Raw genomic sequence first — 19,466 nt, forward strand, 5'->3', positions numbered from 1 at the left:
CTACTCGGTCGGGAAAGCCTCGGCCTGTGCCGCTTTCGGCAATAAAAAACCAACGGCCACTGCTCCCAGCTGTAGTAGATCGGCGGGGTCTAGATTAGCGACATCGTTATCTGTAAGTGTGGGGCTGGAGATACGCGGTAGCATTTTGCTAAGCGCAGCGACATCCATTTGTAGAACGTCGGAAAGAGACAAGCCACGCAGCTCGCCAGATTTAGGTTTACGCAGGGTGACTTCGGTGATTTCTTGTGTGCCGCGTTTGATCGGGGTATCGAGGGTGATGATGTTTTTGTCGGTCATGATGTTTTGCCTTTTATATAGGGGGAGTTAAAAGCCGATTGCTTGGCGTTGCTCGGCCAGACGGTCTACGCCGTCGACCATTTCAATCATATTGATCAGGTCAATCTCGATCAGGTCTTGGCCGTTGATGGTGAGCTTGTAATAAGTAAGCAAATACTTGGCTTTCATTTCTGATTTGTCGCCAGTTTTTGCGTTGCCCGGCTCCAGCTCTTGAATCCGGCCTCGGCCAACCACCTCGACCGCATCCACTTCACCTGTGTCATCGCGCTGATACGCACCGGCAAAGCGCAGTAAAATGCCGTCGGCTTTGGCGATACCAAACTGGCTAAACAGCTTGCGCATAAAGCCGCCGCAGGTGAGGCCCATTTCCAGCTTTTCGATACCCATATCTAAGCTTACCTGGCCGGACATGCCACCGCCGCGCCACTCTTCCATTTTGCGGGACAGTTTTGGCAGCTCTACTTCAGCGACCTGGCCAACAAAGCTTTCGCCATCGTTGAATAAATTAAAATTCTTTAGTACGCGAGGAAGCATTATTTTTCCTTAGTTTTAGCCGTTGATCTTTTTGGCAAAGTCCACCAGATACTTATCTGTAATGCGCTGGCGGAAGGTTAGATCTTCCAATGGAGGCACCGGGGTGTAGTCGTAATCGATGGTGAGCTTGCCGCTTTTAATCGTGTCTTTGGTATTGATGTCTTCTTGGTACCAAGCTTTGCCATCGATGATGTAGCCCGCTGTTTTAAGCTCACGGAATTTGGCATTGATGCCTTCGAGCATGTCTTTTACCAGCATCGTGGTCATTGGCAGATCATTGGCCCAGAAATGGGCATCGGCAATGGTGTCGGCCAGCACTTGCGCGGTGCGGGTGTAGTTTTCAAAGGCGAACAGCGGATCTGAGCTGCAGGTGCGCGAGCCCCAGAAGCGGAAGCCTTGGGCGTTAATCAAGACAGTGCAGTTTTTTTCATTCAGAAAATCTGCATCGGTGCCGACCGTTTGCAAATCAAAATACACATCGCGCGTCAGGCCGGTTACGCCTTCAACCGTGACATTTGAAAGCGTTTTGTGCCAGCCGACTTCTTCATCCAGCTTGGCGCGTAAACCAGCAGCGCGGGCGGGAGCCCATGAAATGGTTTCGGCGTTGGCAACCGTATCCCAGCATAAAAAATCAGGCCAGATGATCATGATTTCGCGCTGGCCGAAGTTAGCCATGTACGCGATCACCTCTTCTTTGGTTTTGCAGTTCCATGCGCTGGCATAAACAAAGCCGCGTAGTTTTTTGGCAATGCTGACCAGCTCGGTAGCTACAGGCAGGCTATCCAGACCGGGCGCTACCAGAATGCGAGGTTTAACGCCCACCTTCACTGCAGCAGAAAGAAAGGCTTTCATGCCGGTGAACTTGCCGTCTGCAGTTGTTGTGCCAATCAGCTTGCTGGTCGTTTCTGCTGGTGTTGCGCCATCTGCCACGCGGACAACCACAATGGCTGGGCTGGCATGGTCGGCAATCGCATCGAGTGATTTAGCCAGCGTGCCAAGCACGCCTGCTTTGCCGATAGCGGCGTTTACATTGGTAATTAAAACGGGGGTATCAAGCGGGAATGCTGCGGCATCTGCATCGCTGGCCGTAGCGATCAGGCCGATGACGGCGGTGGATACTGTACGGATAGGCCGTGTGCCATCATTTAATTCAATGACGCGCGTACCGTGGTGATATGAGGGCATTTCTCTCTCCTTTAGGGGCTGGAGAGAGAATGCCGATGTTGATTAAACGGTGCAGTAAGTGGGGCGTGTGGGGCTTAGAGGGACAAAAGGAAGCCAGATTTAAACCATAGCCATTGCAAGATGGCGGCTAAAACACCACCAGCAACCGTCCAGTAAGCGTCCCAACCGTCAAAAGTATGGCTCTCCGGATGTGCCTGATCGTAAAGCTCCTTACCACCGGCCACAGCCCAAACCAGCAGCGCCGCTATGGATTGCGGCAGGAGAAGGGCGGCAAGGATAAAAATGATTGCCCCGCCGGTGAAGTGCATGAGTTTATCGTTAGGAATATTCATCAGATTGGCTTCACAACAACCAGCGCGCGCCCGTCGGGCAGCAGTTTGCGTACTTGGCCAATGGCTCGGCGGTAATCACCAGGCACTTTGTCAATCTCTGCACTGGTTACCCACTTACCAGAAATACCACCGTCTTTGGCCATGATCGGCAGCAGATAATCCCCAATCTTTGCCCCTGTTAAATTCACAGGCACTTTACCGCAGTAGGCGATGCGATCCACTGTGGCGCGGACGGCTTCAAGCTTATTAGTCCATACATCAAGGGCTGATTGATATTCCTGCATCGCTGTGGTGTGTTTTAATTCGGCAGCTAACGTTAATTGCACATGTGCGAATTGTTCTTCACGCCACTTAGCATGGTCGGCTTGATGAGCAGCTACCGCCAAAGCATATTCTGCAACTTCGATAAACTGGCTTTGTTCTGGTAATTGAGGCTGTGCTCGTAAGCCTGGTAAATCCACAGGCTTAGGCTCAACAGGCTTTGCACCAATCGCCGTTTCATCACCCCAAGAGTCGCCACCAACAATACTCGGGTTTGTAGATTTAATTGCAAACGATACAGCGGATTCAAAACGATCTGTAATTAAACCATCGATGTCAAAACCAATTATTTGCCCAGCGAGAATGCTTGAGCAAGACGCTTTTTTGTATTCATATTCGGCATAATCGGCCCCTGCGGCATTAACTGTCCCTGTTGCTGCAATTGATCGGCCTGTTGTTAAATTTTTACCAATCCTAAATCCGGTTGCCAACATATTGGCACCAGTTAGATGTCCACCAGTACCTACTGAATAAAACTCAGCTGAGCACGATGCTTGTGAATTAATAGCAAGAATAGATGAACCTTCAAGCGTGTTTTTTTGAATCACATGAGCACTACCCGTAGGTACGCCCAACAAAAAATTCCCACTATTATCAAATGTTGCTTTTGTTGTACCACCAATATAGATTTTGATTGTCCCAGGGTCTGACTTGCCATCTGCATATGCGGGTGAAATCGCAAAGCCACTTTTAGACCCCAATGTACTACCACAGCTCAATTCAAGTACATTTGCATCTGCTCCACACGTCACATAAGAGAGGCTACCACTAGCAGAAGGAGTAGAGATCGCCCGCGCATTATTATTGGTTTGCCCGATTTGAAGCCCTGTTGCAACTGAGTTCGGCAATGGAACGCCGCCATAAAATGCTAGGCCATTTTCGACGACCCCATTACCAATTCGTGTCATTCCTCCAAAATTATCAGTTAATATCCACGCAGACTTAGAGCTATTCCATGTCAGGCCGATGTACCCTGCAGCTACAATTTCCCCGCCATATAAGGGTTGAAAAGATTGTGACAAAATTGAAGCAGAAGCAACTCCATTTGGCGCAAAGGTTGCTACGCCAGTATTTGTATTTGATGGCCTAAATTTCAACTCCATACCATCAATTAAGCTCGTCACCTCAGGTGCATATGCAACGCGATATGCATTGGAAATACCAGAGTCCAATCCATATGCTAAAGCGCCACTTTGTACTTTTTTTGAAACGTCATTTGCTGCATTTGTAGCCGCTACGGCGGCGGCGGTTAAACCCTGATTTACGATAACTAAATCAGCAATTGTGGATTCTAAACTCATATTTTTGTCCGGTTAATTTGTTGTAAAAACAAGGTTTGAAAACTAATTTGTGCACATGCTATTTGTGCAAACTCTGTAGCTAGCGTTAAGTTAATTGGCGCATCTATTGCAATAATATTGATGCTATTTGCTGGAACAGCACTCAGCGCCAAATCATAAGAAAGCAGGTGTTTTTGCCCTGCTTTGTTAAATGCAAGCGGCGTATCAGGATCACTCCAAACCGCAATCAAAATGCCGGTATCAGAAATAAAGCCGACTTCTCGAATCCAAAAGTCTTCATTGCTATCCAGCAATGTATTCACGCTAATTTGCGTTGGCCCCGCCTTTTTGCCGCCGGTAATGATTCGTCTGGCGCGTTCATTTTTTAGAGCTAATTGGGTTCTGTCTGGCTTATATGCGGCATCACCAACCGCAATGGCCGCGATTTTTATATCTAGCCCCAGTTTGTCGGCCCTAAAGCATGCCGCCAGCCCAGCGTCGGTCATGACTGGAATAATGATGCTCATTGAATCTCCATCGCTACGCGAGTCAGTGTAAAAAGATTTGATGTATTAGCAGCAGCCAGCGGCTGCATAAATTCAAGCGGGGGCGTTTTTATCTCGGTTTCAAATTGACTTAGCGTTGCCAGGTTGCTGGTACTTGCAATATTGAGTGGCTGGGTAAATCGAGAGCCGGTTACAAACTAATACCAGCTGCGCACCGGCTTTAGCTCATCGACCAAGGCTCTGATTTTTTGATATGTTTCTGCGCTAAGTGGCGCACCGCCGTTGCGATTCTCATTAGCCCATGCGGTCAACATAAACGTGTGCGGTGTGCCTTTAGGCTGTGTTTGCCACCACTCGACCAAATCAATATTGATATTTAAAGCGGCCAATGCCCCTTTTACCGCCCCAGCAGTGCCTTTGATTCGATGTGTTTGTACAGAGTTAGCAATCAAATCACGCTGCATTTGTTCTGTAGTTGCCAGTTCCCAACCATCTGCAGACACGGCCCAGGCAAGCCACGGCAATAGGCTTGCGGGGCATTTTTCAGGATTCCATAGCGTTTTAATTACGGCTGGATTCAGGTCTATGGCGAGAGCAGATGCTGTTGCACGCTCAAGAGGGCTGCTATTAGGAGGGAGTAAGTTCATTGCGCGATGCTCAGCGTAATGCTGGTGCAGAACGGAAACTCTGCATCATTGCAAATCACATCTGCAGCAGGGCTTGTTAATACAACACGGCTAACACCTGGCACATGTAATGCGGCATAAATCGCTGATCGTGGCGCGTCTTTAGATATTTTTCTAAAGGACGCGATGGCGCTATCCAAGTTTTTACGCGCAGCGTCAAGCAGCAGCGTTCTATCTGGGCCACTATCAATTTCTAATGTGGCCACTACCGAAAAATTAATCGGGGTAGCTGCCTCAACCGTCACGTAGTCGGTGAGTGGTCTGATGGTTTCCGCTGACAGGTAATCTGAAACTTGCTTAATTAGGTTTGCATCTGCAATACCATTTGCTCGTTGATCCAGAATAATGACTCTCACATGGCCCGCGTCTGCTCTAGTAGGCTGGATAATTTGCGCGTGATCTACCTGCGCTGAAGCAGACAGGGTGTGGAAGAGGTATGCACCACGGCTACCCGCGACTGAAAGCCCTTCGAGTGCCATTTGGGCGCGCAGGCGTAGCCGTGTGTCATTTTCATAAATGGCAGGTTTAGGCGGGGTGCTTGTTGGATCACCAGCATCGATCAGAAGCCGCTTTACATTGAGCCACACGCAGGCATGATCTAAGTCGGCACCTTGGGCATAGGCCAGCATGCCCGCTTTTGCCGCGTCATTAATCCGCGCACGCAATACCATTTCTTGATAGGCATTTTCTTCAAGCAACTTCACCAGAGGCTCTGATTCCAGCGCTAAAACACGTGCCAAATCTGGCCTGTTTTCAGGGGCGGTTAGTTCTAGCAGCCGGGCTTTGCGCTTTTTGAGCAGTGTTTCAAAATCGATTTTTTCGATTACGCTAGGTGCAGGCAATAGGGATAAATCAATCATGAAAGCCTTTTTGCCAATGGCATGGATAGATTGACCATTTGCCCGCCTCTTGGGCCATCTTTGCGCGCAGCGGTCAGATCTAAAGTTACGGCACCTGGCCTTGCACCCATTTGAATATTGACGCGGCTAATCTTGATGCGTGGTTCCCAGCGTAAAAGCGCCATCACCGTGGCCGACATTAAACGCATGCGGGTGACGCCATTAAAGGGCTGGTCGATTAGTTCGGGAATGAGCGAGCCGTATTCACGGCGCTGCAGGCGTGAGCCAAGCGGGGTTTGCAGAATATCCGCCACGGATTGGCGGATATGCTCGATATCGTCGATATGCTGGCCAGTCAGTGCATTCATGCCTGCCATTATTTTGGCCCCGCAGTACTGGAGCCACCTGCTTGCACACCACCGTGGGTATGGCTGGCAAGCACTACACCATTGGAGCTGAGTTCGCCGCCGCTTTGTTTGATGGGGCCAGTAATGGTGGTTGATCCACCTGCCCCACCTTGACCAGATAAACCGGCGGCATAGCTAAGCGGGCCAAGCACATCGGTGTTTGATTTTAAGGTGCTGGTTCCCGCTACGATTAGATTGCCTTTTACGGTGAGGTTGCCGGTGGTTTCGGTTTCCGGGCAATCTACTTTTACCAGCGACGCAGCCTGTATCAATGCGGTTTTAACACCGATAGCGACTAAAGCATGGCTGACATGGTTGTAGCTGATGCGCGCGCCATCTGGGTACACGGTCAGCGTTTCATCTGGCGAGCCGCTGGGGGCTGGGTTTTTTGAGGATTCAATTCCATACAGCACAATGCCCTGTGCAGGATCACCCGATGGGCAAAGCAATACGCACTGCTCGCCAATGGTGGGCGGGTTCCATGTTTTGGTTTTGCCTGCGCGTAGCTCTAGCCAGGGTAGCCATGTGGTGGTGAGCCCGCCCGTTGCTACGGTGCAAGCGGGCGGTGCATAGTGTCGCACTTCGGCAATGGTGCCTATGCGGATCATGCTTTCTAAGCGGCGGGCGATATCGGCGTTTTGTTCCATGCACGAATCGTGTCATGGCTATGTGTGCCGGTCATTCAGGCGGGGGTGTGTTTATGTTTGGGACATTAAAATAAGCCCATTGCTTCAGGCGTAAAGTTACAGATCACTAATTCTTTGCTGGTCTTATGCGCACCATGGGCGGTTGTGCAGTATTTGATATCCAGCCCTTCCATCCAGAAGCCCGCAAACACCCGGCGAATATCGGGGTGATCGTTGATCGATACCATGACCTTCCCTTTGCAAGTTCGCATAAATTCAGCCAGTTGCTCATAGTGCTCAAAGCCAAATTCCACGCCATAGCCTTCTGTTTGCCAATAGGGCGGGTCACAGTAAAAAAAGGTATGGTCGCGGTCATAGCGTTTCACTAAATCTTGCCAGGGTAAATTCTCGATGTACGTTCCGGCCAAGCGCATCCATGCCGCACTTAATTTTTCTTCGATACGGCACAGGTTGATTGCCGGGCCGGTGGTGGCGGTACCAAAACTTTGCCCATCAACGCGCCCGCCAAAAGCGTGTTGCTGCAGGTAGTAAAAGCGGGCTGCTCGTTGAATGTCGGTCAGCGTTTCTGGCCGCTTGGATTTCTCCCACTCAAAAATCTGGCGGCTTGATAAGGCCCACTTGAGCTGCCGGATAAATTCTTCTAAATGGTTTTGCACGATCCGGTAAAGATTAACCAGCTCGCCGTTGATATCGTTCAGCACTTCGGTTTTTGCTGCGACAGGGCGTTGAAAGTACAGCGCAGCGCCGCCGGAAAAAACTTCAACATAGCATTCATGTTGTGGAAATAAAGGGATAAGACGGTCAGCTAAGCGACGCTTGCCGCCTAGCCAGGGAATAATTGGATTCATGGATTAACTTCGATTACTTGGCGAGAGTGTTGATAACCATCTCGCCGATTTTTTGGATGTCGGTTTGAGATATGCCGATCAGTGGGCGGGCTGTATATTGGGTTTCTGGGCCATTTCTGCTTACGCGATCACGCAGGCCAAATTGATGGACTTTTGCGATCCGGGAAACTTGCATTGTGAAGTCTACAACGGCGGCATTAGGGCCACTCTGGGCTTTTAAGTACTTGGCCAGCCGTAGCTTATTAAACATGCCACGACGAATGGCACCTTGCCTCCTTTGTGGCTTGCGTGGTGCATAGGCTGTGCCATCAGGATCTGTTTGTGCTGCAATGCGTTTTTGATTTGCTTGCCGCAAATCTTTTGCAATCTTGCGGGCAAGCTCTTTGCGGGATTTAGCATCAACATTGGAGAGCAAAGCGCTTGCCCATGATTCCAACTCTTGAAAATCAGCCATTAGGTTTTTGCTCCCATTCAGCTACTTTTTCTGAGCCTATAAACAGCTGCCAGTTTTCAACTTGTGCATAGGGATCAAGTGGCGGCTCAGGGAAGTGAGTCACATCAATTCTGCCAGCGGTGTTTTTTACGCCTACCCGCTCGGATAGTTTGAGCTGGATTTCAATATCTGCACTGCTGTGGTTCAGAATTTCAGCGCGGAATGTAAATCCGTCTGCCCAGCGTTCGTGGTTGTGCAGCAGTTCGGGTTGATTCACTGATAACCAGGCAAGGATAGGCACGATCAGTGTATCTGCGTGCTCGGCCCAATCCGTGACAACAAGGGTCAGTGTGTAAACGTATAAAAATGAGAGCGACCCACCTCCACATTCAATGTGGCCATCATCCATAAACACATGCAGCTTATCCGGGTTCTGAGCCAAACAGGGCAAGGCATGGGTGAGGTGGCCACGAAGTGATGAGGGCTTAATCATCGCCAGACCTTAGCGGCTACATCGCGTACTGCACCCACTTGGGGCTGATCTAAGGTGCTATTTTCTGGAATCCAGTCTGGATAGCCTCGGCCTTGGGTGTCTTCTTCTGGCTTGAATTCAATTTGCCAGACTCCAGCAGCGGTGTGTGGGGCACTATGCTGCCAACCAAAAACCTCAACGGTTTTAGTTTCATTTTTATACATAAATTAATTCCACAATCACGCCTGCAGCAATGGCTGTTGTATCTGTTTTTGCTGGGTTTGCCGTTATGGAAAAGGCTAGTCCAGATGGCAGCCGCATCCCTATTGCAGGTATGCAATCGGTGACCCTTGCTTGGCCACCGGCAGGTATTTGAACAGTAAGTACGGGTGTATCAGTGCCAACGACAGGCGCTGTATTTTTATTAAAAATCTTTAACCACACCGCTGCTGCACTTGTGTTTGTAACAACGCCTCCCCCTAAATTGGCTGCACTATTTTTTACTAGTGTGGCGTTGGTACTCGCCGTGGCCGTTAAGCTATAAGGGATGGCATAGCTTCCCGATGTGGGGCTTGGCAGGGGAAGTGATGTCACATAGCTTGTTAATGTAACGGGGATTGATTCAGCAGGTGAGGCTGATCCTGTATTCGTTAAATCAACAGGTAGCTCATTAATATCTAAAAAGCATATGCTACTAATACTTAACATGGTTGCAATGGCTTGAGTTGTAATGTTAGTCATCCGAATACGCAATCTTAATTCTGTATTTGGATCTGGAATACGTACATTGCGGATTGCAATTGTAGATCGCCCGCCTATGCCGTTTTGATCTCGTTGGCTAAATCTGATTTCATCTGGATAAACTTGAATTTCATAAATACGCGCAGTGCTTATCCGATCAGAGATATTAAGCGTGACATTGGCATTTTCCCACGCAGCAATTCCTGTTTCTTCAAATGATAAAACTCTGCATTGGGATTGGTTAAGCCCGCCAATAAAGGCGAATGCTAGTTTTGTATTGCCCGCCTTGTCGATTAATTCAAAAAAAGTGTCACAATTAACCTGACTAGCTTGAGAAAACTTAAATGCTGCAGCTACTTTGAATGGGGAAATTGCGGTAAGGCCTAAGGTAATTGCAGCATTGCCGCTGGCTAAAACGCCACTGCTCAGCGTAATGTCGCCCGCATTCTTAGTAACTACCCCGCCATCCGATGTTATTACTCCCCAGCGTGTATTTAATTCAGCTGCTGGCCAGCAAAGCTCATCTCTAAATTTTTGACGGATACCAGATACTAAGCTTGATCCCTCAGTATCTTCTCGCATACTTTTTGTCGTTGTGAATTGCTCAAGCATTTTCATCGTTATTCCTGATTAACTAATTGCCGATCTGCGATCAGTTGCCGCTGTGCGCCTCGGTGAACGATTGCCAGCCGGTCGCACTCGCTGACGAGTTCGACAAGATCTTGCTCAGCCGTTGCTTGTAAGTCGCTGGATAAGTTTGTGTGATCGCTGTATCCAGTGGTGGCAATTGTGGGCAAAGCATCAGTGCTACTGGCGGCTTGGGTGAGCTGCACGCGGCGGCGCTCAGTGCGCAAATTAAGCAGCAAGCTGTTTTTATCCGTTTGTTCATTTTTTAGCTGTTCCTGTAAATCGGTCACGGCCAGCGAGGCACTGGCGATTGCGGTTTTTTCTCGCTCATGCACCTTTGCTACCACATTTGCAAGTTGTTCTTGTTGTGTGGCCTGCTGCACAACAAAGCGGGCTTGCGTATCTTTAATACCTTGGTAGTAGCTGCCTGCACACGCCAGCAAAACTGCGAACAGAATGAGTGCTTTCCATATCGAAGCTAAACTCATGCCATTGCCTCGAATTTTTCAGCTGCTCGCGCCAGTTTCACGTCATACAAGTTGTCTTTGTAGGCTGGGCCGTTATAGAGGCGGGCGACTTCGGCCCATTTCTTGGCTTTGATCGCTTTCAGCAGTGCTTCTTCGCTTTTAACAAAGCGCACAAAGGCATCCAGTTGCTGGTCTTCGCTTTCACCCATGGCCTGCTTCATGTGTTCCGCAGATTCATAGCCCAATGCGTGCCAGTGCATGCCCATGATTTGGAATAAGCCCCAGCTGGTAGCTTTGATCGCGCTTTCTGCATGGATCTGCATGGCCATATCAAAGCGCAGCCATTCTGCTGTGCCACCGGAATAACCGCCGCGCTTTGGATTGACCAGATTGGGGTATTTTTCAGCTAGGGCATCTGCGTTTAAACCGGCCTCTTTTAAAAACTGATGCATCTTGTGCCGCTCAAACAAAATAACGGCTCGGCCATTCTCTAGAAAACCTTCACCCCTGCTTTCTACTGTGTTGATGGCGCGAATACTTGACACAGGCACACCAAGATTTATTGCTGCACTAATTAAATCGGCTTCAGAAAGATGCTGTATAGCCCTGCTGCCAGAGCGCAGTGTGGTGAGTGTTTTTACGCCTGCAATACCATCTACGACTAAGCCGCGATCGGTTTGAAATTTCAACAGAGTTGCTTGTGTGGCTTCACCAAACCAGCCGTCACTCTCAACTTTAAACCCAGCGGCAGTGAGGAGGTATTGCAGCTCGCTAACGTCTTGCCCGTGGCTACCTAAAATTAAAATACGCATTTTCTTATCCTTATTTTTTTTGAAAAATAATTGAGCTAGGTTGCCGCGAACACAAAACAGCGCAGCGCATAAGGCGATTTGTAAGAACAAGGCCGCAGGGCTAATAGGTGACGAAATTTGAAAGAGCGCCTTAATAGGGATAGCTGCAGCCGCAATGATTAAGGCATAAGCCAGCGCGGCCAGTAGTGGCTTGTGGCTGGATGCAGGAGAGCGAAACGTAAGCAGCCGCAGGGCGATCAAGCTGCAAACAAGGATTTGAGTGGTTTGTAAAAGGCTGATCATTTTTCTTTCCCCGGCAGCAGCGTGCTTGGGTCATTGGCCCGCCTGATTAGCCACAGCAGAAGGCGCACGCTGATTGCTGCAGCGACTAAAGCACCTACACCATTGCTTACGGCAATTTTTGGTAAAAAACTAGACATCATGCTGGCTACATTCTGAGCAGCAAGGCAGCCAGCGATAAAGCTGATGGCCATAAAGGCGAGACGCTTCAAAATGGTGAGGTCATCGGAGGTCATAACGAAAACCACGGCACCCGCGAATGCACCAAGCACAATAGCGGCATCGATTCCGGGGAAGAGGGAAAGCACCGCCAGACTGGTCACTGCGCTGGTGGCATACGAAGTAGAAACGGGTTCTGTCATTTTTAATCCCAGAGTTTGACGGTATTGGCCTTGATTGGAGCGGGCGCTTTATCCGGTAAGGTAACGAGTTGGCCATGTGGCAAGACAGGCCCAAGCTCTGCCAGACCGGGGTTTAATTGCAGTACAACTTCAACTAGCTTTGCTGTGCGGCCAAAGTTGCGGTAAACCAACGCATCCAGCGTATCGCCTTGCTTTGCGCGTACTTTCATATCAGCTCAATGGTTGTGCGGCCGATCCCTAAAATGTCATTGATGGCCCAATGTGCATCCCGGCGGTGATCGTCGATTGGATCGTTTAACTGCTCGGCCTGAGTGCGGCCTTTTGCTGTGCTATCAAAATTTTTTAGTTTTTCATTAAGATTGGCAGCGGCGGTGCAATAAACGGCACGGCGATAATTCAGAACAAATTCACTGGTGTTATCGATCGTTTCAGCAGGTACATCGGCAATGGTTTTAAAACCAGCAGCAAGCTGCTTTTGTTTCCATCCCACCAAGGCTTTATTCACGGATAACATCGCCGTGATTAAGGCATCACGCAGGCGAGAATCGCTCACGGTGCCATCTAGGCGTACCGCATCGCGTGTGGCGGCTAAATACAAATCAGGGAAAAAATCTGTATTACGGATTGGGCGTGTTTCGATAGATTCCGCAGGTGCGGGTGCAATAAAAGACATGGCAATCCTTGAACGTATTGCAGAAATGGGGGGCGGTGGACGGGGTTTTGGTAAGCAAGCTTAAAAGCTGCTACCGCCACCCCGTGCCGCCCGGCTGCGGGGTCGCCCTTTTTTAGCCTTCGCCGTTATTGCTGGCGGTGGCCAAGTTCTTTAGCTCACGTTCGAGCTTGTCTCTGTCTTTTTTAACGCCGCATGAGTCATGTAAACCAAGTGCTTTTTGCATGTAATCGAAAGCTTGTTGCTTATCCGTTTCTGCCAACATAAAGCCCAGCGCTTTATAGAGCTTTGCGCGTACTTGATCCGGCATGTCTGAGCTAAGTGTGAGCAGATCGACTTGTTGCAATACTTCGACCGGCACACACTTTTGCTGCAATGATTGATCTGCAAATTCTTCGACAATCAGTGTGCCCAGCGTGCGCTTATACTGGTCGGGCAATTGCAGCTGATGCCGTAGCGCGTACTCTGCGATGGGAAGGGCTGCAGCAAAATCACCCACATCGATATACCAGACAAAAACTGACATCAGTACATCGTCTTGCGCGCCGCCATCGCCAGCGAGTGCGCCTTCTACCCATGGCTGGTAATCGGGCAAAAGCTCACGCTTTAGTTCTACTTTGCCTTTGGTAGACTCGATGCCTTTTAAGCGACGGCGATCAGAAGCCAGCTTATGCAGCATCAGCTCATAGCCGTTGGCGTTGACTAATGGGTTATCGATTGAATCGGCCAGTGTTTTTGCCGATTCACGCAGAAAGTGATCTCGCGCATGCCCCATGATTAACCCGCCACCAGCTCGATGTTTTCAACCAAGCAGCCAAGGGCGTAATTTTCAATTACATACGCTTCATTGTCGGATTCGTAATTTTCAATACGATCACGCTTTGAGTTATCGACAATCGAGCGACGGCGTGAGCCTTCCTGGTAGTAGATCGACAGATTGTCTAAGCGAGTAATCATCAGCGCGTTTGCTGGAAAGTACGGCACGCGGACAACCGGCAGATTCCCCATGCGTTTTTGACTGATCACCATATCAGCAGCCAATTGCTCGCTGGGTGCTTGGTTTGCATTCAAAATTGGGAAGTATTTATCGCTGAGCAATTGACGGCCACAAATGACAACCAGCCCGGTATCTTCTGAAAAAATCGGATCAATCAGATCGTTTACGGCATCAAACACCAAGGCATCCAAGTTTTTATAGCCATCAGCTGCCGCCACAGTTGGGCCGACTTTCACTTTTAGCGTGCCAGCTTTTACTTCTTTCATGACGCGGGCTGGTGCATCCTGGCGGTAGTGCTCTAACCAGCCGATGTTCACATCCTGCAATAGTGGATTAGCCGCCCGGTCTGTTTGTACTGCAACGCTGCGCCCATTCCAACCAATCATGATGCGATCAAGCGCTTGCTGCTTGGTAATGGCATCACGGATCTTCGCTTGGAAGTCTGGGAACTTTGCCCACTGATCTATTTTTGTGTAAGTAATATGCGTATCGAAGTCAGTCTTAACAACCTTGTATTTTTTGCTTTCAAAGTTGGCTAAGTCGCGTGTTTGGCGGTCGTTTTGTGTGGTGTCCGTGCGGCCTGCTGTAGGGCCGGAAACACCGATACCAACCGTTTCACCTTCCATTTCGGTGACTGGCACCATATTGATTTTTTTAAGGAAATCACTGGATTCTTGAATTTTTTGTTCAAGTTTTTGCTGGATCGTTGGGGCGACTGCAAATTTCTTGGTTACATCGTCAACGCCATTTAATTGGGCAATTTGCGCTGTATAGCCATTAAAAACAGATCGTGTTTCATTACGCATTATGTTTGTGCTCGCTTTTTTTGGGGGGGATTAGCAGTCGGTCAGCACAACAGAGCCGCCACCTTGGGCTGGTGGGCGCTGGTTGAAGTTGGCATCTGTTTTGCCTAGCTGTGTTTTCAGGCCATTAAAGTCACTGACTGCGCTGTCTTGGGCGGCAATAGCTAGATCAAGGCGATCTCTTAAACCTTTGATGCTGGTTGACATCGATGCATGTTCTTGCAAAACATCACGCTGGCTTTCTGCCAAGGCTTCGACGGCTTGGCCAATATCTGAAAAGCGGCTTTCATCCTGTTTGCCTTTAAAGTTCAGCAAGTTTTTTACTTTGCTAAACAAGCCTTCACCGTTGGTGTTGGTGCTTTCTTCTTCCAGTTCCAGCTTAAATTCTTCTGCGGCGGTAAAGAGGTTTTCAGGGTTTTGCTTGCGGGAGGCCAGTGGGTTACCTGTGCCTGCTGTAGACGAGAATTGCAGCATTTCGCAGCCAAGGCTGGCTGGGTTGTCAGTTACGGCAAGGGCAACCAGATACGCTTGGCCTGTGCCTGCAAAGCTTGGATCAACCTCGATGCTGGTAAATACTTTTTGCCGTGTTTTATTCATGGCGATCAGATCACTGGTCGGATCAATCTGGGCAAATAGCGCCATTTTATTGTCTTCTACTTTGCGGGCTTCAACGGCAATCACATCGCCATAGGCTTTAAACGGGCCATCTGGCAGAACGCCCTTGATGTGCTCCATATTCACTCGCGCACCAAACTTAGCCGGGTTGTAATTGGCGGCCATTTGCTCAATCCAAGTGCGGTCAATCTTGCGACCATCAGTGGTTGCGCCTTCAGTAGCTACGCGAAAAAACTTACTTTTTGCCATGTGTTCTGTTCCTAGTCGGGTTAGCCGTCGGAATGTGGTCAATAAAAACCACATCATCGGCGGCAGGCGCTAGGTGCGGCAATGCGGGGCGTATGTACTGAGCGCAGGGACAAAAGGCAGTGTTTATATGATTGGTGCGCCGCGTCGTAGGCTTGCGACATGGAAAATCTATCTATTGTTGATGTCGACCAAGACCCGCGCCGCCAAGCCAGACTTCTCTATTGGCAGGGCTGGCGCGTATCTCGTATTGCAGAGCAGCTGAATTTAAAAGCCGTGACGATTCACAGCTGGAAACGGCGCGATGGATGGGATGCGACCGACCCGCTAGAGCGTGTCGAAATTGCCTTAGAAGCGCGGCAAATACAGCTTATTTTTAAGGAGAAAAAAGAAGGCCGCGATTTGAAAGAGCTTGATTTGCTTGGCAGGCAAAGCGAGCGAGTCGCGCGTGTACGCAAGTACAACAATGGCGGTAATGAAACTGATTTAAATCCGAATATTGCTAATCGCAATAAAGGCCCACGGCAAAGACCACAGCAAAATGCGATCAGTGACGAGCAGCATAGCAAGCTGGTCAGCGCATTTATGGAGGGGCTATTTGATTATCAGCTAACCTGGCACGAAGCGGGCCAGACTGAACGAATCCGCAATATTCTAAAAAGCCGTCAGATTGGTGCGACGTATTACTTTGCGCGTGAGGCCTTGATTGATGCGCTGCAAACAGGGCGCAATCAGATTTTCTTATCAGCATCTAAAGCTCAGGCCCACCAGTTCAAATCCTACATTCAGCAATTTGCCCGTGAAACCGCTGATGTTGATTTGAAAGGTGAAAAAATTGTTTTACCTAATGAAGCTGAGCTTATTTTCTTGGGTACCAATGGGCGCACGGCGCAGAGTTATCACGGTAATTTGTATTTAGACGAATACTTCTGGATCCCTCGATATCAAGAGCTGCGCAAGGTTGCATCGGGGATGGCCAGCCAGAAGCAATGGCGGCAAACCTATTTTTCTACACCATCATCACTTAGCCATCAGGCCTACCCATTTTGGAGTGGAGCGCTGTTTAACCGTGGCCGGTCAAAAGAAGATCAGATCCAGCTAAATATTGCTCATGCGGCATTGAAAAAAGGCCGACGCTGCGAGGATGGGCAGTGGCGGCAGATCGTTACGATTGAAGATGCGTTGGCTGGCGGTTGCGATCTGTTCGACCTGGGTCAATTGCGGCAGGAATACAGCCCAGACGAGTTAGCGCAGCTATTTTATTGCCAGTTTATTGATGATGGCGAGAGCGTTTTCCCTTTTGCCATGATGCAAAAGTGCATGGTGGATAGCTGGGATGTGTGGGCAGATGACTACAAGCCATTTGCGGCGCGCCCCCTCGGCTATCGTCAGGTGTGGATTGGCTACGATCCGGCATTAACTGGTGATAACGCCGGTTGCGTTGTATTAGCCCCGCCGCTGGTGGCGGGGGGCAAGTTTCGAATTATTGAGCGCCATCAGTGGAAGGGCATGGATTTTGCGGCTCAGGCTGAGGCGATCAAGAAAATGACGCAGCGCTATAACGTCAGCTATATCGGCATCGATACCACAGGTATTGGCCAGGCGGTTTTTCCGCTTGTTAAGCAGTTTTTCCCTGCAGCGCGCGGTTTCAACTATTCCCCCGAAGTGAAGTCACGGCTTGTGTTTAAGGCGCTGGATGTTATCAGCAAGGGGCGCTTGGAGTTCGACAGCGCTCAAACCGAAATTGCGGCCGCATTCATGTCTATCAAAAAAACCATTACCCCATCTGGCCGCCAAGTGACGTTTATGGCTGGCCGTAGTGAAGAGGCCAGCCATGCGGATTTGGCTTGGGCAACGATGCACGCCATGGCCAATGAGCCTATCGAAGGTACAACCGGAACAAACAGCAGCATTATGGAGATTTATTAATATGAATAAACGCAGTAATAAGCGCATATCTGTTTCTATCAGCAATACCCAGCGTAGCAAATTGGCTAGCGCATTTATGGCAGGACTATTTGATCACCAGCTGACCTGGTATCAGGCGGGCAAGACTGAACGAATCCGCAATATTCTAAAAAGCCGCCAGATTGGCGCTACCTCTTATTTTGCACATGAGGCCTTTCTTGATGCTCTGGAAACAGGCCGTAATCAGATTTTCTTGGCTGCTAGTAAGGGGCAGGCTCATCAATTTAAATCATATATTCAGCAATTTGCTTATGCATATGCCGGTATTGAATTAAAAGGCAAAAAAATTGTTTTGCCTAATAAGGCTGAATTGATTTTTTTAGGCTCTAAATGTGATCTGTGCTTTTTGGATACTGAATGCGAGGGTGAGCAGATCTACCACGGCAATCTTTATGTGGATGAGTATTTTTGGTTTAACTGGTCTCATAAATTAAAAAAATGGGCCGCAGATCTGGCCAGCCAGAACCAGTATCGACAAACGTATTTTTCTACGCCTTCCTCATTAAGGCATGAGGCTTATCCCTTTTGGAGTGGAGCGTCTCTAAATTGCGGTGAAGCTAAATCAGAGCAGATGCCGCTGGATGTGAGCTACGTGGCACTGGGCAAAGGCAGGCGCTGTGAAGATGGGCAGTGGCGGCAGATCGTTACGATTGAAGATGCGCAGGCAGGCGGCTGCAATTTATTCGGCTTGGACTTGGATCAATTGCGCCTTGAATTCAGCCCTGATGAATGGTTGCAATTGTTTTATTGCCAATTTATTGACGGTAGCCACAACCGAAACAAACAGCAGCAGTCTGGAGATGTATTGAAATGAGTAAACGCAATGCAAAACGTATGGCACAAACCCAAGCGCCACAGGCTTTAGCTACGCAACAAACCCACGCTGAGGCGTTTACTTTTGGTGAGCCGGTGGCAGTGCTTGATCGCCGTGAGTTGCTGGATTATGTGGAGTGCACACGTATGGGGAAATGGTTTGAGCCGCCTATTTCCCTCGATGGTTTAACGCGCACGTTTCGGGCTGCAGTTCATCATTCCAGTGCGATCTATGTGAAGCGTAATATTTTGGTAGGTACGTTTGAGCCGCACCCCCTTTTAAGCCGTTCTGATTTTGGCCGATTTGCTTTTGAATTTATGTTGTTCGGCAATGCCTATATGGAAAAACGCCTCAACCGCTTAGGGGGATTGTTGGCACTTAAGCCTAGCCTAGCGAAGTACACACGGCGCGGTATTGATATGGATAGCTACTATTTTGTTCAAGGCTATCAAAATGAATACGAATTCGAGAAAGGATCGATCTTTCACTTAATGGAGCACGATGTGAGCCAAGAGGTATATGGCCTTCCTGAGTACCTAAGCGCTTTAAATGCTGTGTGGCTCAATGAATCGGCCACATTGTTTCGCCGCCGCTACTACCAGAATGGCAGCCACGCAGGGTTTATTCTGTATATGACTGATCCGGCCCAGCAACAGGATGATGTGGATACGCTGCGTAAAGCATTGAAAGACAGCAAAGGCCCGGGCAATTTCAGAAACTTGTTTATGTATGCGCCTAACGGGAAGAAAGACGGCCTGCAGGTGATCCCAGTGGCTGATATTGCTGCAAAGGATGAGTTCTTTAATATCAAGTCAGTAACACGTGATGATCAGCTATCGGCGCACCGTGTACCACCGCAACTGATGGGCATCATTCCGCATAATACGGGCGGTTTTGGTGATGTAGAGAAAGCCGCTTTGGTGTTTGCCCAGAATGAAGTGCGCCCACTACAAGCTAGATTGTTGGAGTTGAATGAGTGGCTAGGGGTAGAGGTGATCCGTTTTAATCCCTATAGCTTGAGCCCATAGTTTTAAGTGCGTGCGTGCATGCATGTATCAACCGCCTTCGGGCGGTTTTTTTTCGCTTTTATGCATCGTTTCAGGCTTTTTTGCATATTTTCGAGATTTTGTAAGAAAACCTGCCATCAGCACCCAGCGCGCGCACTCGAAGCCCCGCCTCGCCCGCGCACTTAATCGAGTAGTTTTTATGCACCTGCATAAATATCGCTGCGGCCTTTGGCTGTGTGGCTTTGATGGGGAGTTTTGAGGGGTGAAAAAA

Annotated in this window: 26 protein-coding genes; 3 read left to right on the forward strand and 23 right to left on the reverse strand. The window is 49.1% G+C overall.

Going from position 1 to position 19,466, the window contains the following annotated elements; all coding sequences use genetic code 11:
- The 23 genes from Q0R17_RS18145 to Q0R17_RS18255 form a co-directional block, all read right to left on the reverse strand.
- The gene (locus Q0R17_RS18145; RefSeq protein WP_293937643.1) at nt 1–297 is read right to left on the reverse strand and encodes a phage tail assembly protein; all 297 of its coding nucleotides are present in this window, start codon (nt 295–297) and stop codon (nt 1–3) included.
- 27 nt (nt 298–324) lie between these two features.
- Nucleotides 325–831 (reverse strand): phage major tail tube protein, encoded by a 507-nt coding sequence (locus Q0R17_RS18150; protein WP_293937646.1) that lies wholly within the window; start codon nt 829–831, stop codon nt 325–327.
- 15 nt (nt 832–846) lie between these two features.
- Nucleotides 847–2,016, reverse strand: a complete 1,170-nt coding sequence (locus tag Q0R17_RS18155; protein WP_293937648.1) for a phage tail sheath protein — start codon at nt 2,014–2,016, stop codon at nt 847–849.
- Nucleotides 2,017–2,090: 74 nt separating this feature from the next.
- A complete protein-coding gene (locus tag Q0R17_RS18160) occupies nt 2,091–2,348 on the reverse strand; it encodes a hypothetical protein (RefSeq protein WP_293937651.1) in 258 nt (85 codons plus the stop codon).
- On the reverse strand, nt 2,348–3,970 hold the full coding sequence (locus Q0R17_RS18165; protein ID WP_293937654.1) for a hypothetical protein: 1,623 nt from the start codon (nt 3,968–3,970) through the stop codon (nt 2,348–2,350). Before Q0R17_RS18165 ends, Q0R17_RS18160 begins: the two co-directional genes overlap by 1 nt.
- A complete protein-coding gene (locus Q0R17_RS18170; RefSeq protein WP_293937656.1) occupies nt 3,967–4,476 on the reverse strand; it encodes a phage tail protein in 510 nt (169 codons plus the stop codon). The genes Q0R17_RS18165 and Q0R17_RS18170 overlap by 4 nt, the downstream gene beginning before the upstream one ends.
- A gap of 176 nt (nt 4,477–4,652) precedes the next feature.
- Entirely contained in the window at nt 4,653–5,102 is a 450-nt protein-coding gene (locus tag Q0R17_RS18175; RefSeq protein ID WP_293937659.1) for a phage tail protein I, read from the reverse strand.
- Entirely contained in the window at nt 5,099–6,001 is a 903-nt protein-coding gene (locus Q0R17_RS18180) for a baseplate J/gp47 family protein (RefSeq protein ID WP_293937660.1), read from the reverse strand. Before Q0R17_RS18180 ends, Q0R17_RS18175 begins: the two co-directional genes overlap by 4 nt.
- Nucleotides 5,998–6,357 (reverse strand): GPW/gp25 family protein, encoded by a 360-nt coding sequence (locus Q0R17_RS18185; RefSeq protein WP_293937662.1) that lies wholly within the window; start codon nt 6,355–6,357, stop codon nt 5,998–6,000. Before Q0R17_RS18185 ends, Q0R17_RS18180 begins: the two co-directional genes overlap by 4 nt.
- The gene (locus Q0R17_RS18190) at nt 6,357–7,034 is read right to left on the reverse strand and encodes a phage baseplate assembly protein V (protein ID WP_293937664.1); all 678 of its coding nucleotides are present in this window, start codon (nt 7,032–7,034) and stop codon (nt 6,357–6,359) included. The genes Q0R17_RS18185 and Q0R17_RS18190 overlap by 1 nt, the downstream gene beginning before the upstream one ends.
- 65 nt (nt 7,035–7,099) lie before the next feature.
- Nucleotides 7,100–7,882, reverse strand: coding sequence for a DNA adenine methylase (locus Q0R17_RS18195; RefSeq protein WP_293937666.1), 783 nt, complete (start codon nt 7,880–7,882; stop codon nt 7,100–7,102).
- A gap of 13 nt (nt 7,883–7,895) precedes the next feature.
- On the reverse strand, nt 7,896–8,336 hold the full coding sequence (locus Q0R17_RS18200) for a phage virion morphogenesis protein (RefSeq protein WP_293937667.1): 441 nt from the start codon (nt 8,334–8,336) through the stop codon (nt 7,896–7,898).
- On the reverse strand, nt 8,329–8,808 hold the full coding sequence (locus Q0R17_RS18205; RefSeq protein ID WP_293937669.1) for a phage tail protein: 480 nt from the start codon (nt 8,806–8,808) through the stop codon (nt 8,329–8,331). The genes Q0R17_RS18200 and Q0R17_RS18205 overlap by 8 nt, the downstream gene beginning before the upstream one ends.
- A complete protein-coding gene (locus Q0R17_RS18210) occupies nt 8,805–9,011 on the reverse strand; it encodes a hypothetical protein (RefSeq protein ID WP_293937670.1) in 207 nt (68 codons plus the stop codon). Before Q0R17_RS18210 ends, Q0R17_RS18205 begins: the two co-directional genes overlap by 4 nt.
- Nucleotides 9,004–10,146 (reverse strand): hypothetical protein, encoded by a 1,143-nt coding sequence (locus tag Q0R17_RS18215; RefSeq protein ID WP_293937671.1) that lies wholly within the window; start codon nt 10,144–10,146, stop codon nt 9,004–9,006. Before Q0R17_RS18215 ends, Q0R17_RS18210 begins: the two co-directional genes overlap by 8 nt.
- A 2-nt stretch (nt 10,147–10,148) precedes the next feature.
- The gene (locus Q0R17_RS18220) at nt 10,149–10,643 is read right to left on the reverse strand and encodes a hypothetical protein (protein WP_293937673.1); all 495 of its coding nucleotides are present in this window, start codon (nt 10,641–10,643) and stop codon (nt 10,149–10,151) included.
- The gene (locus Q0R17_RS18225) at nt 10,640–11,716 is read right to left on the reverse strand and encodes an N-acetylmuramidase domain-containing protein (RefSeq protein ID WP_293937674.1); all 1,077 of its coding nucleotides are present in this window, start codon (nt 11,714–11,716) and stop codon (nt 10,640–10,642) included. The genes Q0R17_RS18220 and Q0R17_RS18225 overlap by 4 nt, the downstream gene beginning before the upstream one ends.
- Nucleotides 11,713–12,075, reverse strand: a complete 363-nt coding sequence (locus Q0R17_RS18230; RefSeq protein ID WP_293937676.1) for a putative holin — start codon at nt 12,073–12,075, stop codon at nt 11,713–11,715. The genes Q0R17_RS18225 and Q0R17_RS18230 overlap by 4 nt, the downstream gene beginning before the upstream one ends.
- 2 nt (nt 12,076–12,077) lie before the next feature.
- Nucleotides 12,078–12,284: a tail protein X gene (locus tag Q0R17_RS18235; protein ID WP_293937678.1), complete on the reverse strand. Its 207-nt coding sequence runs from the start codon at nt 12,282–12,284 to the stop codon at nt 12,078–12,080.
- Entirely contained in the window at nt 12,281–12,748 is a 468-nt protein-coding gene (locus tag Q0R17_RS18240) for a head completion/stabilization protein (protein WP_293937680.1), read from the reverse strand. The genes Q0R17_RS18235 and Q0R17_RS18240 overlap by 4 nt, the downstream gene beginning before the upstream one ends.
- Before the next feature lie 112 nt (nt 12,749–12,860).
- Nucleotides 12,861–13,520: a phage terminase small subunit gene (gpM, locus tag Q0R17_RS18245; RefSeq protein WP_293937682.1), complete on the reverse strand. Its 660-nt coding sequence runs from the start codon at nt 13,518–13,520 to the stop codon at nt 12,861–12,863.
- A gap of 2 nt (nt 13,521–13,522) precedes the next feature.
- Nucleotides 13,523–14,548, reverse strand: a complete 1,026-nt coding sequence (locus tag Q0R17_RS18250; protein ID WP_293937684.1) for a phage major capsid protein, P2 family — start codon at nt 14,546–14,548, stop codon at nt 13,523–13,525.
- Nucleotides 14,549–14,578: 30 nt separating this feature from the next.
- On the reverse strand, nt 14,579–15,409 hold the full coding sequence (locus Q0R17_RS18255; protein WP_293937686.1) for a GPO family capsid scaffolding protein: 831 nt from the start codon (nt 15,407–15,409) through the stop codon (nt 14,579–14,581).
- Nucleotides 15,410–15,568: 159 nt separating this feature from the next.
- Between Q0R17_RS18255 and Q0R17_RS18260 the strand changes: the two genes are divergently transcribed.
- Genes Q0R17_RS18260 through Q0R17_RS18270 form a run of 3 tightly spaced genes read left to right on the forward strand, consistent with a single transcriptional unit; the run spans nt 15,569 to nt 19,216 of the window.
- Entirely contained in the window at nt 15,569–17,335 is a 1,767-nt protein-coding gene (locus Q0R17_RS18260) for a terminase ATPase subunit family protein (RefSeq protein ID WP_293937688.1), read from the forward strand.
- Between the two features lies 1 nt (nt 17,336).
- Nucleotides 17,337–18,188: a terminase large subunit domain-containing protein gene (locus Q0R17_RS18265; protein WP_293937690.1), complete on the forward strand. Its 852-nt coding sequence runs from the start codon at nt 17,337–17,339 to the stop codon at nt 18,186–18,188.
- Complete coding sequence (locus tag Q0R17_RS18270) at nt 18,185–19,216, forward strand: phage portal protein (protein WP_293937692.1); 1,032 nt, start codon at nt 18,185–18,187, stop codon at nt 19,214–19,216. Before Q0R17_RS18265 ends, Q0R17_RS18270 begins: the two co-directional genes overlap by 4 nt.
- Nucleotides 19,217–19,466: the final 250 nt, after the last annotated feature.

The sequence above is a fragment of the Iodobacter sp. genome (assembly GCF_025352645.1).
In the GTDB taxonomy this organism is placed as follows: domain Bacteria; phylum Pseudomonadota; class Gammaproteobacteria; order Burkholderiales; family Chitinibacteraceae; genus Iodobacter.

Bases quoted from the DNA above. Each gene is read 5' to 3' on its own strand.
- Q0R17_RS18160 (WP_293937651.1), bottom strand. From the start codon at position 2,348: ATGAATATTCCTAACGATAAACTCATGCACTTCACCGGCGGGGCAATC.
- Q0R17_RS18175 (WP_293937659.1), bottom strand. From the start codon at position 5,102: ATGAACTTACTCCCTCCTAATAGCAGCCCTCTTGAGCGTGCAACAGCA.
- Q0R17_RS18150 (WP_293937646.1), bottom strand. From the start codon at position 831: ATGCTTCCTCGCGTACTAAAGAATTTTAATTTATTCAACGATGGCGAA.
- Q0R17_RS18170 (WP_293937656.1), bottom strand. From the start codon at position 4,476: ATGAGCATCATTATTCCAGTCATGACCGACGCTGGGCTGGCGGCATGC.
- Q0R17_RS18205 (WP_293937669.1), bottom strand. From the start codon at position 8,808: ATGATTAAGCCCTCATCACTTCGTGGCCACCTCACCCATGCCTTGCCC.
- Q0R17_RS18210 (WP_293937670.1), bottom strand. From the start codon at position 9,011: ATGTATAAAAATGAAACTAAAACCGTTGAGGTTTTTGGTTGGCAGCAT.
- Q0R17_RS18195 (WP_293937666.1), bottom strand. From the start codon at position 7,882: ATGAATCCAATTATTCCCTGGCTAGGCGGCAAGCGTCGCTTAGCTGAC.
- Q0R17_RS18255 (WP_293937686.1), bottom strand. From the start codon at position 15,409: ATGGCAAAAAGTAAGTTTTTTCGCGTAGCTACTGAAGGCGCAACCACT.
- Q0R17_RS18250 (WP_293937684.1), bottom strand. From the start codon at position 14,548: ATGCGTAATGAAACACGATCTGTTTTTAATGGCTATACAGCGCAAATT.
- gpM (WP_293937682.1), bottom strand. From the start codon at position 13,520: ATGGGGCATGCGCGAGATCACTTTCTGCGTGAATCGGCAAAAACACTG.
- Q0R17_RS18200 (WP_293937667.1), bottom strand. From the start codon at position 8,336: ATGGCTGATTTTCAAGAGTTGGAATCATGGGCAAGCGCTTTGCTCTCC.
- Q0R17_RS18225 (WP_293937674.1), bottom strand. From the start codon at position 11,716: ATGATCAGCCTTTTACAAACCACTCAAATCCTTGTTTGCAGCTTGATC.
- Q0R17_RS18230 (WP_293937676.1), bottom strand. From the start codon at position 12,075: ATGACAGAACCCGTTTCTACTTCGTATGCCACCAGCGCAGTGACCAGT.
- Q0R17_RS18165 (WP_293937654.1), bottom strand. From the start codon at position 3,970: ATGAGTTTAGAATCCACAATTGCTGATTTAGTTATCGTAAATCAGGGT.
- Q0R17_RS18270 (WP_293937692.1), top strand. From the start codon at position 18,185: ATGAGTAAACGCAATGCAAAACGTATGGCACAAACCCAAGCGCCACAG.
- Q0R17_RS18145 (WP_293937643.1), bottom strand. From the start codon at position 297: ATGACCGACAAAAACATCATCACCCTCGATACCCCGATCAAACGCGGC.
- Q0R17_RS18235 (WP_293937678.1), bottom strand. From the start codon at position 12,284: ATGAAAGTACGCGCAAAGCAAGGCGATACGCTGGATGCGTTGGTTTAC.
- Q0R17_RS18190 (WP_293937664.1), bottom strand. From the start codon at position 7,034: ATGGAACAAAACGCCGATATCGCCCGCCGCTTAGAAAGCATGATCCGC.
- Q0R17_RS18185 (WP_293937662.1), bottom strand. From the start codon at position 6,357: ATGGCAGGCATGAATGCACTGACTGGCCAGCATATCGACGATATCGAG.
- Q0R17_RS18155 (WP_293937648.1), bottom strand. From the start codon at position 2,016: ATGCCCTCATATCACCACGGTACGCGCGTCATTGAATTAAATGATGGC.
- Q0R17_RS18215 (WP_293937671.1), bottom strand. From the start codon at position 10,146: ATGAAAATGCTTGAGCAATTCACAACGACAAAAAGTATGCGAGAAGAT.
- Q0R17_RS18260 (WP_293937688.1), top strand. From the start codon at position 15,569: ATGGAAAATCTATCTATTGTTGATGTCGACCAAGACCCGCGCCGCCAA.
- Q0R17_RS18180 (WP_293937660.1), bottom strand. From the start codon at position 6,001: ATGATTGATTTATCCCTATTGCCTGCACCTAGCGTAATCGAAAAAATC.
- Q0R17_RS18240 (WP_293937680.1), bottom strand. From the start codon at position 12,748: ATGTCTTTTATTGCACCCGCACCTGCGGAATCTATCGAAACACGCCCA.
- Q0R17_RS18220 (WP_293937673.1), bottom strand. From the start codon at position 10,643: ATGAGTTTAGCTTCGATATGGAAAGCACTCATTCTGTTCGCAGTTTTG.
- Q0R17_RS18265 (WP_293937690.1), top strand. From the start codon at position 17,337: ATGAATAAACGCAGTAATAAGCGCATATCTGTTTCTATCAGCAATACC.